The 13,514-nt window shown below is 62.4% G+C and carries 13 protein-coding genes and 1 pseudogene; 13 read left to right on the forward strand and 1 reads right to left on the reverse strand.

Annotated elements, in window-relative coordinates; genetic code table 11:
- The 5 genes from HMPREF3140_RS29310 to HMPREF3140_RS13140 form a co-directional block, all read left to right on the forward strand.
- A partial coding sequence (locus tag HMPREF3140_RS29310) for an acyl-CoA dehydrogenase family protein (protein ID WP_228705079.1) occupies nucleotides 1-347 on the forward strand: 347 nt, incomplete at its 5' end.
- Between the two features lie 5 nt (nucleotides 348-352).
- Entirely contained in the window at nucleotides 353-1,315 is a 963-nt protein-coding gene (locus tag HMPREF3140_RS13125; protein WP_004143317.1) for an ABC transporter substrate-binding protein, read from the forward strand.
- The gene (locus HMPREF3140_RS13130) at nucleotides 1,312-2,349 is read left to right on the forward strand and encodes an ABC transporter substrate-binding protein (protein WP_004898780.1); all 1,038 of its coding nucleotides are present in this window, start codon (nucleotides 1,312-1,314) and stop codon (nucleotides 2,347-2,349) included. The genes HMPREF3140_RS13125 and HMPREF3140_RS13130 overlap by 4 nt, the downstream gene beginning before the upstream one ends.
- Nucleotides 2,330-3,325, forward strand: coding sequence for an ABC transporter permease (locus HMPREF3140_RS13135; RefSeq protein ID WP_004148681.1), 996 nt, complete (start codon nucleotides 2,330-2,332; stop codon nucleotides 3,323-3,325). The genes HMPREF3140_RS13130 and HMPREF3140_RS13135 overlap by 20 nt, the downstream gene beginning before the upstream one ends.
- Nucleotides 3,319-4,092 (forward strand): ABC transporter ATP-binding protein, encoded by a 774-nt coding sequence (locus tag HMPREF3140_RS13140; RefSeq protein ID WP_004175711.1) that lies wholly within the window; start codon nucleotides 3,319-3,321, stop codon nucleotides 4,090-4,092. Before HMPREF3140_RS13135 ends, HMPREF3140_RS13140 begins: the two co-directional genes overlap by 7 nt.
- A gap of 226 nt (nucleotides 4,093-4,318) precedes the next feature.
- Here the strand turns inward: HMPREF3140_RS13140 and HMPREF3140_RS13145 are convergent, their stop codons facing one another.
- A complete protein-coding gene (locus HMPREF3140_RS13145; RefSeq protein WP_004891261.1) occupies nucleotides 4,319-6,391 on the reverse strand; it encodes a TonB-dependent siderophore receptor in 2,073 nt (690 codons plus the stop codon).
- Nucleotides 6,392-6,896: 505 nt separating this feature from the next.
- Between HMPREF3140_RS13145 and HMPREF3140_RS13150 the strand changes: the two genes are divergently transcribed.
- The 8 genes and pseudogenes from HMPREF3140_RS13150 to HMPREF3140_RS13190 form a co-directional block, all read left to right on the forward strand.
- Nucleotides 6,897-7,718 carry an ABC transporter ATP-binding protein gene (locus tag HMPREF3140_RS13150; protein ID WP_004143331.1) on the forward strand — a complete coding sequence of 274 codons (822 nt, stop codon included), beginning with the start codon at nucleotides 6,897-6,899 and terminating at the stop codon, nucleotides 7,716-7,718.
- The gene (locus tag HMPREF3140_RS13155; protein WP_023285251.1) at nucleotides 7,715-8,740 is read left to right on the forward strand and encodes a FecCD family ABC transporter permease; all 1,026 of its coding nucleotides are present in this window, start codon (nucleotides 7,715-7,717) and stop codon (nucleotides 8,738-8,740) included. The genes HMPREF3140_RS13150 and HMPREF3140_RS13155 overlap by 4 nt, the downstream gene beginning before the upstream one ends.
- Nucleotides 8,737-9,789, forward strand: a complete 1,053-nt coding sequence (locus HMPREF3140_RS13160; RefSeq protein WP_032411725.1) for a FecCD family ABC transporter permease — start codon at nucleotides 8,737-8,739, stop codon at nucleotides 9,787-9,789. The genes HMPREF3140_RS13155 and HMPREF3140_RS13160 overlap by 4 nt, the downstream gene beginning before the upstream one ends.
- Nucleotides 9,779-10,756, forward strand: coding sequence for an ABC transporter substrate-binding protein (locus HMPREF3140_RS13165; RefSeq protein ID WP_072269272.1), 978 nt, complete (start codon nucleotides 9,779-9,781; stop codon nucleotides 10,754-10,756). Before HMPREF3140_RS13160 ends, HMPREF3140_RS13165 begins: the two co-directional genes overlap by 11 nt.
- Nucleotides 10,722-11,655: pseudogene (locus HMPREF3140_RS13170) on the forward strand (MurR/RpiR family transcriptional regulator). The gene HMPREF3140_RS13165 and the pseudogene HMPREF3140_RS13170 overlap by 35 nt, the downstream one beginning before the upstream one ends.
- Nucleotides 11,656-11,747: 92 nt before the next feature.
- Nucleotides 11,748-12,515, forward strand: coding sequence for a basic amino acid ABC transporter substrate-binding protein (locus HMPREF3140_RS13180; protein ID WP_002908376.1), 768 nt, complete (start codon nucleotides 11,748-11,750; stop codon nucleotides 12,513-12,515).
- A gap of 63 nt (nucleotides 12,516-12,578) precedes the next feature.
- Nucleotides 12,579-13,343: an amino acid ABC transporter permease gene (locus tag HMPREF3140_RS13185; RefSeq protein WP_070553003.1), complete on the forward strand. Its 765-nt coding sequence runs from the start codon at nucleotides 12,579-12,581 to the stop codon at nucleotides 13,341-13,343.
- A partial coding sequence (locus tag HMPREF3140_RS13190) for an ATP-binding cassette domain-containing protein (RefSeq protein ID WP_139146163.1) occupies nucleotides 13,330-13,514 on the forward strand: 185 nt, incomplete at its 3' end. The genes HMPREF3140_RS13185 and HMPREF3140_RS13190, both read left to right, overlap by 14 nt.

Raw genomic sequence — 13,514 nt, forward strand, 5'->3', positions numbered from 1 at the left:
CGGGGGGGGTGCCCGCCGGTCTCGGCCATCCGCTCTCTCGTCTGCCACGGGTGCAGGAGAAAGTCGGGCAGATCGCCGGGCTGCTGCTGGTCAACCGCAGCCTGCTGGAGCAGGCCGCCGCGCTGCGCTTTTCCTCCATCGAGGCCAATCTGGCGAAAGTCACCATCACCGACAACGCCATTCAGGCGGTGAATATCGCGCTCGAGCTGACCGGCAATCATGGTCTCAGCCGACAAAACCCGCTGGAACGCCACTACCGCAATGTGCTCTGCGGACGGGTACATACCCCACAGAGCGACAGCGCCTGGCTGGCAGCCGGCAACTTCGTCTTTCAATCACAAGGATAATCACGATGCGTCTATCATTTTCAGGCCGGGTGGCGGCCGCGCTGATGCTGCTGGCGCTGGGCGGCTACGCGACAGCGCAGGAGCGGCTTACCCTGCGTATCGCCGATCAAAAAGGCGGCATGCGTTCGCAGCTGGAGGCGGCCAACGCCCTGCAAAATCTCCCTTACGACATTAAGTGGGCCGAGTTCCCGGCCGCCGCGCCGCTGGCGGAAGCCCTCAACGCGGGCGCCGTGGACGCGGGGATCATCGGCGATGCGCCGTTGCTCTTCGCCCTGGCCAACGGTGCGCCGGTCAAAGCTATTGCCGTGGATAAAAGCAACCCGGCGGGGACCGCGGTGCTGGTATCCCCCGGCAGCACGTTAAAAAGCGGCGCTGATTTAAAAGGCAAACGCATCGCCACCGGTAAAGGGTCGATTGGTCATTTCGTGGCGCTGAAAGCGCTGGAGCAGGCGGGGATTTCACCGAAGGAGGTGCAGTGGGTGTTCCTCGGCCCGGTGGACGCCAAAGTGGCGTTGCTAAACGGCTCGGTGGACGCCTGGGCGACCTGGGAGCCCTACACCACCCAAATGGTGAAGACCAACGAGGGGCAGATCCTGGTGAGCGGCAAAGGGCTGCTGCCGGGGAATACCTTCCTCGCGGCAACGGATTCCGCGCTTAACGATCCGCATAAACGCGCCGCGCTGCAGGATTATCTCCAGCGCCTGGCCGGCGCCGAGCGCTGGGCCTACGCCAATCTCGACAGCTACGGCAAAACGTTGGGGGAGATCATCCGCTTCCCGGCGGAGATCGCCCGGGCGCAGTTTGCCAACCGCCAGTCGCAGTGGCAGCCGCTGGCCGAGGAAACGGTGGCCCAACAGCAGGCAACGGCGGACTTTTATCTCGCCAACGGCCTGATCCGCACCCGGCTGGACGTGAAGCCGACCTTTGACCGCCGTTTTAGCGTACCCGCCGCCGAGGTGACGCCATGACCAGAACCCCTTTTTCCCGCCGCCGTTTTTTACAGCTCAGCGGCGGCCTGGCGCTGGCCGGGGTCTCTCTGCCGCTGTGGGCTCATGATATGGCGGACATGGCCGGCGGCGATGCCCATCCGGCGCTGCGCCTGCCAGAGCCCTACAAGATCAAGCTGGCGATCAACAAAAGCGCGGTATGCCTCGCGCCGGTCGCCGTCGCCGAGCAGCAGAAGATATTCAGTAAATACAACCTCGACGTTGAGTTTGTTAACTTCGGCAGCTCCACCGATGTGCTGCTGGAGGCGATCGCCACCGGTAAGGCCGACGCCGGGGTGGGGATGGCGCTGCGCTGGCTGAAGGCGCTGGAGCAGGGCTTTGACGTCAAGCTCACCGCCGGGACCCACGGCGGCTGTCTGAACCTGCTGACGGCTAAAGACTCGCCGTTCGGCGGCCTCGAGAGCCTGAAGGGTCAAACCATCGGCGTCACCGACATGGCCGGACCGGATAAAAACTTCTTCGCCATTCTGCTTAAGCGCCACGGTATCGACCCGATCAGCGACGTGCAGTGGAAAGTCTACCCGGCGGATCTGCTCAGCGTGGCGCTGGACAAGCGCGAAATCGCCGCCATCAGCGGCAGCGAGCCGTTTAGCTATCGTCTGCTGGAGACCGGTAAGTATCAGCTGATCGCCAGCAATATGACCGGGGATTATGCCAACCTCAGCTGCTGCGTGCTGGGGGTGAGCGGGAGCCTGGCGCGGGACCATAAACCGGCCGCCGCGGCGCTCACCCAGGCGATCCTTGAGGCGCACAGCTATGCCGCTGCGCATCCGGAAAGCGTGGCGCAATCCTTCCTCGCCCATGCCCTGAATACCAGTAAAGCGGAGGTGAGCGGCATCCTGCACGGGCAGGGCCACGGCCATCACGCGGTGGGCGAAGCGTTCGTGAAAGAGCTGACGCAGTATGCGGTCGACCTGCAGCGGGTGCAGGTGATCAAGCCGGGTACCGATCCCCATCAGTTCGCGGAGAGTATCTATGCCAACGTATTCGCCTGAGCAGGCTCTGGCGCGCCCCACCGGCCGCGCGCCGCTGTGGGGAGAAGGGCTGCTGGCCGCCGCGCTGTGGCTGCTGGGCGGTCTGTTTACTCTTACCTGGCCCGACGCCGGGCGGCGCTGGCCGTTTAGCGAAGGCTGGGCGCTGGCGCAATTCACCCTCGGCGGCGGCTTGCTGCTGCTGGCGCTGAGCTATCGCTACTGGCGGGCGCGCGGCGCGCGTGTGCTGCATGCCGGCAAGTGGCTGGCGCTGCTGCCGGTGCTGTTTGCTGTCTGGGAAGGGCTGACCGCCAAAACTGCCGTGCTGCCGGTACCATTCTTCGCGCCGCCGCAGGCGCTGATCGAGGTGCTACACGACGACTGGCCGCGCCTGCTCGACAGCCTGCTGCACTCCCTGGGGCTGCTGGGGCTCGGTGTGCTGCTGGGTACCAGCAGCGGGTTCATCACCGGTCTGGCCATCGGCTGGTCGCAACGGATTGGCTACTGGGTGCATCCGGTTTTACGTCTGCTGGGGCCGGTGCCGTCCACCGCGCTGCTGCCGCTGTGCCTGTTTATTTTTCCCTCGAGCTTCGGCGCCAGCGTGTTTTTGATCGCGCTGAGCACCTGGTTCCCGGTCACGGTGCTGACCTGGTCCGGAGTGATGGGCATTGATAAGGCGTGGTACGACGTGGCGCGGACTCTCGGCGCCAGCCAGCGTTTCCTGATCCTGCGGGTGGCGATCCCCGCCGCGTTGCCGAACGTCTTTGTCGGCCTGTTTATGGGGCTCGGCGCGTCGTTTTCGGTGCTGATTGTCGCCGAAATGGTCGGGGTGAAGTCGGGGATCGGCTTTTACCTCCAGTGGGCCCAGGGCTGGGCGGCCTATCCGAATATGTATGCCGCGCTGCTGGTGATGGCCTTGTTATGCTCCGGCCTGATAAGCGGATTATTTATGCTGCGTGACCGGCTGCTGAGCTGGCAGCGAGGAGGGATGCAATGGTAACCGAGACGATAGCGCGCGGCGCGGCGGTATCCATCAGCCATCTTCATCATGCGTTTACGCTTGGCAAACAGACGGTACCGGTGCTGGAGAATATCAGCCTGCAGCTGCGCCCGGGGGAAAGCGTGGCGCTGCTGGGCCCTTCCGGCTGCGGTAAATCAACTCTGCTGCGGCTGCTGGCGGGGCTGGAAGCGCCGCAGAGCGGACAGATGCAGATCGACGGCGCGGCGCCCGGCGCCCCGGGGCCGGAGCGGATTCTGGTGTTTCAGGATCCGACGCTCTATCCGTGGCTGACGGTGCGGCAGAACGTGCTGCTGGGCCCGCAGGCGCAGGGCAAAAAGGGGCTGGAGGCGAAGGCAGACGCGCTGATTGACCGCATCGGGCTGCAGGCCTTCAGCGAGGCGTGGCCGCGGCAGCTGTCCGGGGGGATGGCACAGCGTGCGGCGCTGGCGCGCGCCTTGTTGAACGAACCGCGTCTGCTGCTGCTCGACGAGCCGTTGGGCAAACTCGATTCGCTGACCCGCATCAGTATGCAGCGGGAGCTGATCGCCCTCTGGCAGCAGCAGGGGTATACCAGCCTGCTGGTGACCCACGATATCGAAGAGGCGCTGCTGCTGTGCGAGCGGGTGCTGGTGATGTCGCCGCGTCCAGGGCGGATTATCGCCGAGTTTGCGCTGCCGCTGGCTTTTCCCCGTCATCGCGATAACCCGCAGCTGCTGCAGCATCGTCAGGATATATTGCGCATCCTCGGCCAGGAGGCGGACTGGTAAGCTGAACGCATTCCCCGGTGGCGCTGCGACCAATGTCACGGAAAGGTAGGCCGGCGCAAGCGCAGCGCCTCCCGGCAATGGGCATCCGGCGCCAGGCGCCTGTTTTGCCCGGTGGCGGCTGCGCCTTACCGGGCCTACGAACTGCGACAAATGGCACGGAAACGTAGGCCGGCGCAAGCGCAGCGCCGCCCGGCAATGAATATCCGGCGCGACGCCATGGTCCGGCTTAAAAATCCATCTTCACCGTGAACTGCACTTCGCGCGGGTCGCCAATCTGGTTGCCGAGGTTATTGGTGCCGATCGAGGAAGTGTAATAGGTCTTATCAAACAGGTTCTTCACATTCACCTGCAGCGTCACCGGATACTGCAGCTTCATCTTATAGGCGGCAAACACATCCGCCACCGCATACCCCTGCAGATAATAATCCGCGCCGTTGGTGCCGGAACGCTTGCTGACCGCGTGGCCGCCGCCGCCGACGGTCAGGGTGTTGCTGTTATAGACGTTATGAATGTCATAGGTCAGGAACAGCGAACCGGTATGTTTCGGTACGTTTGGCAGCGGTTTCCCGGCGTAATCCGGATCTTCCAGCACTTTGGCGTCGGTGTAGCCGTAGCTGGCGATCACGCTGAGGTTATCGGTGATGGACCCGGCCAGATCCACTTCCACGCCCTGGGAACGCACTTTGCCCGCCGTTTTGGCCACCGTCTCATCGCCAATGCTCTCGGTGTACAGCACGTTACGCTTGTGAATATCAAACAGCGCGATATTGGCGGTAATGCCGTTTAACAGGTCGAATTTGGCGCCCACTTCGTAAGAGGTGGACTCTTCCGGCGGCAGCTCGCCGATATAGCTGGCGATCGACGACTGCGGCATAAACGACTGGGCGACGTTGGCGAACAGAGAGACGTTCGGCGTGACCTTGTAGACCAGGCCGGCTTTCGGCGTCCATTTCTCATCGCGGCTGTCGGTATTGACGTTAAACGGTCGGCCTTTACCGGCGTACTGGGTGTAGTACTGGTAGCGCACGCCGGCGACGGCGATCCAGTTGTCGGTCAGGTACAGCGCGTCCTGCACGTATGCGGCATAGCTCTCCTGCTGAATGCGCTGGTCGCTGTCGGAGGCGGAGACGGTATTACAGGTGTCGAGAGTGCCGTAGACCGGATGATAGATGTTAAAGCCTTTAACGTTCTTACAGCGCAGCATATCGGTGCGCAGCAGATCGTAATTCTCATAGGCGACGCCGGTCAGCAGCTCGTTATAAAAGCCGCCCACTACCACGTTGCCCTGCAGGTCGGCGCGGGTGGAGTGCATCTTCTGCGTTGAACCGTGGGTACCATCGACCCGGCGGGTGAGGTTGCCGGTCGCCGAATCATAGGCCATCACCCGCGCCTGGTTATCGTTATAGTGATCCTGGCTGTAGCTGTAATCGAAGCGCGCGGTCCAGGCGTCGTTAAGGCGATACTCGGCGTTGAGCTGAGCGAGATCGGAATAGCCATCGGTAATATTAAACGCTTCATCGAAGCGGGTTTTGCGATCGACGTTAACCGCATGGCCGGTATTCAGATCGAAGATAGTGCCGCGATCAAAGGGGGCGCTGTAGTCGCGGTGCGAATAGGACGCGGTCACCGTTGCCCGCTCGCCAAACCAGGTCAGGGAAGGGGCGATAAAGCTGCTTTTGTTTTTACCGAAATTGCGCCAGTAATCCTCATTCTGATATTCGCCGATCAGTCGGTACGCCAGATTTGTGCCTTCGATGGGGCCGGTGATGTCGACGCTGCCGGTGCCGCCGCCAAAGCTGGTGGAGGTCCCGGAAACCGAACCGGAGAACTGCCGCTCCGGCCGTTTAGTGATGACGTTGATCAGCCCGCCGGGGTCGAGGATACCGTACAGCGTCGAGGCGGGTCCCTTCAGGACTTCCACCCGTTCGGTGGCGGCGTTAAAGCTGCGCGGCAGCACGGTGCGCAGGCCGTTGGTCATGATCGAGCCGTCGCGGTTGGCGCCGAAGCCGCGGCGGGTAAAGGCGTCCTGGGTACCGCCGAGGGTGTTGGTCTGCACCACGTTGGCGACGTTATACAGCGCCTCATCGAGTGAGGTGGCGTGCTGATCTTCGAGAACCCGATCGCTGACGGTGTTGACCACCTGGGGAATATCCAGCAGCGGCATCGAGGTTAGCGTCGCGGTGGCGGAGCTGAGCGGCTGATAGCCGCTGGTGGCGCTTTGCTGCGCGCCGTCGGCCACTACGGTGATGGTCTCTTCCGCGTCGTTAGTACTTTTCGCCGCGCGATTGTCGGCGGCCATTAATCCCGGTGAGGCTAAAAAAAGAAGCGAAAAAAGCGCGCGCCCTGGCAACGTCCTGCAGGCGACATGGGGTTGAGTCATTATCTGTTTCTCGTGAACGAATCTGCCTTTGCGGTCAGATTAAGCCAATAAAATCATTGCCCTGAATAATAAAAGCACTCTGTTTAGCGTCTGAATGCGCCTTCAGATGTGTAATTGAGAATCATTCAATCATGAAGGGATGTAGTAGTAAACGTTATGCAAGATAAAAATTCAGCGGCGAGGAACAGGACGTTTTAAACACCTCCAGTAGGGAATGTTCTGTAGTTATCTATCTGATATTATTTTATTTTAATTATATTGCGTTGGCACAGCCTCGCTGTAGTCAGCGTCCCCGTCTGAAGACGATGGCGAGTATTGACTACTACATTCATCCCCGTCATGATCAAAAGAGAATGAGATTTATTTTGATTTGACTGCAGAATGTCCAGCTATCGCCTGGAACGCTGCGGCGCAGGAGCGAGTTATGCCACAGCGGGTGAAACCTGCAGAGCAGGGGATCGTACTGGATGCCCTGTCGGCCGGCTACGGCCAGACCCTGATCGTTGACGATATCAACCTGACCATTCCCACCGGCAAAATGACGGTGCTGGCCGGGGCGAACGGATCCGGCAAATCCACGCTGCTCTCGACCATCGCCAGAATGCTGAAACCGCTCGGCGGCTGCGTGCGTCTGGACGGGCAAGCCATTCACCAGATGCCGACGAAGACTGTCTCGCGGCAGCTGGGCATCCTCCCGCAATCGCCATTGACCCCGGAAGGATTGACCGTTTTCGAGCTGGTCTCGCGCGGGCGCTACCCGTGGCAGGGGCTGATGCGCCAGTGGTCTGAGGCCGATGAGCTGGCGGTAGAGGAGGCGCTGCGCTTAACCGGTACCGCCGAATTCGCCCATCTGCCGGTGGACAGCCTCTCCGGCGGCCAGCGTCAACGCTGCTGGATCGCCATGGCGCTGGCCCAGCAAACGGCCACCATTCTGCTCGATGAGCCGACAACCTGGCTCGATCTGCGCTATCAGGTCGATATCCTCGAGCTGCTCCAGACCCTCACCCGCGAACATGGCCGCACGGTGGTGACGGTGCTCCATGACCTTAACTTTGCGGTGAACTACGCCGATCTGCTGGTATTCCTTAAACAGGGGCGAATCGCCGGCACGATTAGCGACAACGATGTCTGTAGCCCTGAGCTGATTAAACGCGTGTTTGACGTTGACGTGCAGATGTCGATTAACCCGCAAACCGGCAAACCGTTCTTTATGCCGTTTCGCGCCCGCCAGGCAGCGGCACAATGAGCGTGGCCATCCTGCTTTCCGCGCGGCGTCGCCCCCGCCCCCGGCTGGCGCTGCTTCTGCTAACGCTGCTGCTTATCGCCGCCTCGCTGGTGCATCTTGGCTTAGGCGCCCGCTGGATCGCCCCGCAGACGGTGCTGCAGGCGCTGCTGGAGTACGATCCGCGCAACTTTGAGCAGCGGATTATCATCGATCTGCGTCTGGTGCGGCTGGCGGCGGCGCTGCTGACCGGCGCGGCGCTCGGCGTCGCCGGGCTGCTGCTGCAGACGGTGATCCGTAACCCGCTTGGCGAGCCGCATATTCTCGGCCTCAACGCCGGCGCCTCGCTGGCGGTGGTGGCGACCTCTGCGCTGGGCCTGTCTCTCGGCGCTTTCCCCGTCGGGCGCCCGCTGACCGCCGCCTGCGGCGCGGGGCTGCTGTTCGGTGGAGTGATGGCGCTGGCCTCTGCCGGGCGCGGCGGGGCGACGCCGCTGCGCATCACGTTGTCCGGAGTGGCGCTGTCAGGGTTTGCGTCGGCGGTGACGGCGGCGATATTAATTCTCGATGAACAGACGCTGCTGGCGATGCGCACCTGGCTGGCCGGCGACCTGGCCGGACTGAACTGGAGCACGCTGCAGACGGCGCTGGTCCCGGCGCTGATCGGCCTTGGCGTCGCGCTGCTCATTGCCCCACGCCTCAACGTGCTGGCGCTGGGGGATAAGGTGGCGCTGGGCCTTGGCGTTAATCTCGTCCAGACGCGGCTGCTGGGTCTGCTGGCGATTGCGCTGCTCTGCGGCGCGGCGGTGGCGGTGGCCGGGCCGATCGGCTTCGTCGGGCTGGTGGTGCCGCACGTGGTGCGCCGTCTGGTGACGGAAGACATCCGCCTGGCGCTGCCCCTGGCTGCGCCGGTGGGAGCGCTGGCGCTGGTGCTGGCGGATATCGCCGCCCGGACGCTGGTCGCGCCGCAGGAGCTGGCCACCGGAGCGATGACCGCCCTGGTGGGCGCGCCGTTGTTTATCTTTATCGCCGCGAGGTTTTTTAAATGACGCGCGCCGTTCACCGGGCCGGTTTTCGGCCGCTGGCTTTCACCTCCCGTCATCTGCTGCTGCGTCCTGCGGCGTTAAAAATTGCCGCCAGCATAGTGCTGACGCTGCTGGCGCTGGGGCTGTACAGCCTTAGCCGCGGCAGCTTTCCGCTGCCCGCGTCGACGCTGGCGCGGGCCCTGCTGGCGCCGCAGGAGATGGGCGAGCAGCCGCGCTTTATTCTGTTTGATATCCGCCTGCCGCGGATCCTGATGGCGCTGCTGTGCGGGGCCATGCTGGGGCTGGCCGGCGCGGCGATGCAGAGCATCACCCGTAACGGGCTGGCCGACCCGGGGCTGATCGGCGTCAAAGAGGGGGCAAGCATCGTGGTTCTGGCGCTGGTGCTGTTTTTCCCGGCGGTAGGCCTGGTCTGGCGGCCGCTGGCGGGGATGGTCGGCGGCATAGCGGTGGCCCTGCTGGTCCTGACGCTGGCCCGCGACTGTTCGCGGCCGCGCTTTATTTTAATTGGCATCGGCGTCTCCTGGAGCCTGGCGGCCGCGGTCGGCATCTTTATGACCACCGCCGACGTACGCGACGTGCAGACGGCGATGATCTGGCTGGCGGGCAGCCTGCAGGCCGCCACCTGGCCGCTGCTGGCGGTGGCTTTTTGCTGGGCGCTGCCCGGGGCCATCATCCTGTTCTGTACCGCCCGGGCGGCGGACGTGGCGCTGCTGGGCGACCGGACCGCCATCGGCCTCGGCGTACGTCTGCAGCAGCTGACGGTGCTGCGCTTTTTCGCCCCGGTGCTGCTGACCTCGGCCAGCGTCTCCTGCGTCGGCAGCCTGGGTTTTGTGGGCCTGATGGCACCGCATATGGCGCGTTTCGTGCTGCGCGGCGGCCAGGTATCGCTGCTGTGCGGCAGCGCGCTGATTGGCGCCTTGCTGGTGCTGGCGACCGATACCCTTGGCCGGCTGGCGTTTGCCCCGCTGCAGATCCCGGCGGGGATTGTCATTGCCCTGGTGGGCTGCCCGTTCTTCGTTGTCTTGCTCTGGCGTCGCCGTGATGCCCTTTAACCAGGAAGGTAGTATGCGTTGGTTCGTCTCATTGCTGCTGTTGCTGACGGGGGCCGTCAGCGCCGCCGCCCCACAAACTCAAACTTTCGCCGATGATTTAGGCCGCACGGTCACCGTCCCGCTGCATCCGCAGCGTATCGTTTCGATGCACGATCTCGACATTACCATTCCGCTGATTGAGCTCGGGGCGCCGCCGATCGCCAGCCACGGCCGGACGCGCCCGGACGGCAGCCACTACCTGCGATCCAGCGCCCAGCTCACCGGTGTCGATTTCGACAACAGCGATATCCGCTTTATTGGCACCGCCGATATCGATCTGGAAGCGGTTGCCGCCGCCAGGCCGGATCTGATTATCACCGAGCCCAGCCGCCACGTGTCAGTGGAGCAACTGGAGAAGATTGCCCCGACGGTGAGCATCGACCATCTGCAGGGCAGCGCCCCGGAGATTTACCGCAAGCTGGCGCAGCTGACCGGCACCCAGACGCGGCTGGCGATCCTCGAGCGCCGCTATCAGGAGCAAATCAAGCAGCTGAAAGCGATGGTCAACCCACCGCAGTACAGCGTCTCAGTGATCCAGGCGAACAACGGCAAGGTCACGGTGCATCATTCGTATCATGCGCTGGGCCGGGTGCTGCGTGACGCCGGGTTCCGCTTTCCGCCGCTGATTGAGCGGATCCCCGATGGTCAGCGCATTGACGTCAGCGCGGAACAGCTGCCGGAACTGGACGCTGATTTTGTCTTCGCTACCTGGCGGTCGGATACCGGCGGTAAGCCGCAGGATGAGCTGCAGGCGATGGAAGGCGTGATGCCCGGCTGGTGCGACTTTATGCGCGCCTGCCGCACCGGGCACTATATTTTACTGCCGCGGGAAGAGGTGATCTCCAACTCCTACGCCGCGCTGTCTCTGATGGTGGCCCAGGTGCAGTCGCATATTGCCGGCAGGCCGATCCCGGCGGAGGCCAAATGAAAAGCGCGGTAAAAAAAGAGAAGGGCAAAGTCGATCTGTTCGGCGAACGCTATCGCGCCCGGGCGCACCAGCTCTCCCCCCGGCTGCGGGCGGTGGTCAGCTATATCAACGACAACCGCGAGGTGGTGCTGGAGCATACGGCGATGGAGATCGCCACCGCGACCCAGACCTCCGACGCCACGGTGGTGCGCGCCATCCAGGCGCTGGGCTTCGCCGGGCTGCGCGAGCTTAAGCAGACCATGGAGCGCTGGTTCGGCACCTCGGTCACCTCGGCGGAAAAGATGCGCTCGACGGTTACCGCGCTCTCCAGCGACGTCAACTCCAGTATTGATTTTGTGCTTGAAGGCCATCAGCGGGTGTGCGAGGTCCTGTCGCGGGCCGACAACCGCGCGGCGGTGGCTCAGGCGGTGGTATTGCTCAGCGACGCGCGCCAGGTGGGGATCTTCGGTATCGGCGCCTCGGGGATCCTCGCCGAATACACCGCCCGGTTGTTCAGCCGTATTGGCCTGCCGGCGTACGTGATGAACCGCACGGGCTTTAGCCTTGCCGAACAGCTTATCGGCCTGCAGCGCGGCGATGTGCTGATCATGATGGGGCAAAAATCCCCCCATCGCGAAGGGTTGACCACCCTGCGCGAGGCGAAGCGGCTGGGTATTCCGACCATCCTGCTGACCCAGGCGGTGGACTCGCGCTTCAGCCAGGAGGCGCAGGTGGTGATCGACGTCCCGCGCGGCGGGGACAGTAGCCGGATGCCGCTGCACGGTACGGTGCTGGTCTGTCTCGAGATGATTGTCCTGTCGGTGGCCTCTACCACGCCACAAAAAACGGTGAAATCCCTGAAACGAATCAACGATCTGCATCGGGCTATCGGTAAATCCGGCGGTAAACGGGGCCATTGAGAAGATAATTCACCAGCGGGAAGGTTTCCGGTTGCATATAAAAGTGAGTGTGTGTATTTTTATGCAAAATAAATGCATAAAAAGGAAATCTCATGGTCAAGAATTTGCTCAAAGCGTGTTGCATGATAGCCGCGCTGACGGCTGCCGGACAGGCGGCTGCGGAAACCTATACCGTCGGCTCCGGCGGCACCTACCGGCCGTTTGAATTTGAAAACAGCCAGAAACAGCTGGAAGGTTTCGACATCGACATCATCAAAGCCATCGCCAAAGCCGAAGGCTTTGACGTTAAGCTGGTCAATACCCCATGGGAAGGCATCTTCGCCACGCTGAACACCGGCGACCGCGACATCATCATCTCCGGGATCACCATCACCGATAAACGCAAACAGATGGTCGATTTCTCCGCGCCGTACTTCCCGGCCGAACAGTCTATCGTCGTCGCTCAGGACTCGCAGGTGGATTCACTGGCGGCCCTGAAAAACGAGAAGGTCGGGGTGGTGAACTCCAGCACCGGCGATATCGTAGTTTCTGAGGTGCTGGGTAAAAACAGCACCGCGATCAAGCGCTTCGACAATACCCCGCTGATGCTCCAGGAGCTGTTTGAGGACGGCGTCAGCGCCGCGGTAGGCGACGTCGGGGTGGTGAAGTACTACATCAAACAGCACCCGGAGAAGCAGTTCAAGCTGGTGCCGGATGCCAAATTTGAGCGTCAGTATTTCGGTATTGCGGTGGCGAAAGGCAACAGCGAACTGCTGGGCAAAATCAACGCCGGGCTGCAAAAGATCGTTGCTGACGGGACTTACGCCAAAATCTATAAAACCTGGTTCGACGACAACGTGCCGACGCTGCCAGCGCAATAATCCACCTTTTTCAGTGACCACGGCTATCGCCCAGGCGATAGCCGTATTTTTTAGGGAAGGACTATGACGGGATTCCGTTGGGAGATCATCGAGGAGTACGGCCCGCTGTTTGTGGACGGCGCCCTGATGACGATTAAATGTACCATTATCTGCGTGATCCTCGGGACGCTGTGGGGGGTAACTCTCGGTCTCGGGCGGATGGCGAAGGCCGAGCACGGGCCGTGGAAATATATTCTCCGCTACCTGGTGCAGTTTCCGGTGCGCTTTTACGTCAGCGCCTTCCGCGGCACGCCGCTGTTCGTGCAGATTATGGTGGTGCACTTTGCGCTGGTGCCGCTGTTTATCAATCCGCGCGACGGCCTGCTGGTGACCAGCGGCCTGATGAGCGCCGACTTTGCCCGCGAACTGCGCGCCAGCTACGGGGCGTTCCTCTCCTGCATCGTGGCGATCACCCTTAACGCCGGGGCCTATGTGTCGGAGATTTTCCGCGCCGGCATCCAGTCGATCGACAAAGGGCAGATGGAGGCCTCCCGCGCGCTGGGCATGCCGTGGTGGAAAACCATGCGCAAGGTGATCCTGCCGCAGGCGTTTCGCCGTATTCTGCCGCCGCTGGGCAATAACGCCATCGCCATTGTCAAAGACTCGTCGCTGGCCTCGGCGATTGGCCTGGCCGATCTGGCCTATGCCGCGCGCACCGTCTCCGGCGCCTACGCCACCTACTGGGAACCCTACCTGACCATCTCTCTGGTCTACTGGGTGATCACCTTCCTGCTGGCGCAGCTGGTTAACCGTCTGGAAAAGAGGTTTGGCAAAAGTGATTCACATTAATAACTTACATAAGCGCTTCGGCGACAGCCACGTGCTGCGCGGCATCAGCTGCGATATTAAACCGCAGGAAGTGGTGTGCATCATCGGCCCGTCTGGCTCGGGGAAAAGCACCTTCCTGCGCTGCATGAACGCCCTGGAGACGGTCAGCGAAGGCGAGGTGGTGGTTAACGG

The sequence above is a fragment of the Klebsiella sp. HMSC16A12 genome (assembly GCF_001808265.1).
Classification (GTDB): domain Bacteria; phylum Pseudomonadota; class Gammaproteobacteria; order Enterobacterales; family Enterobacteriaceae; genus Klebsiella; species Klebsiella pneumoniae.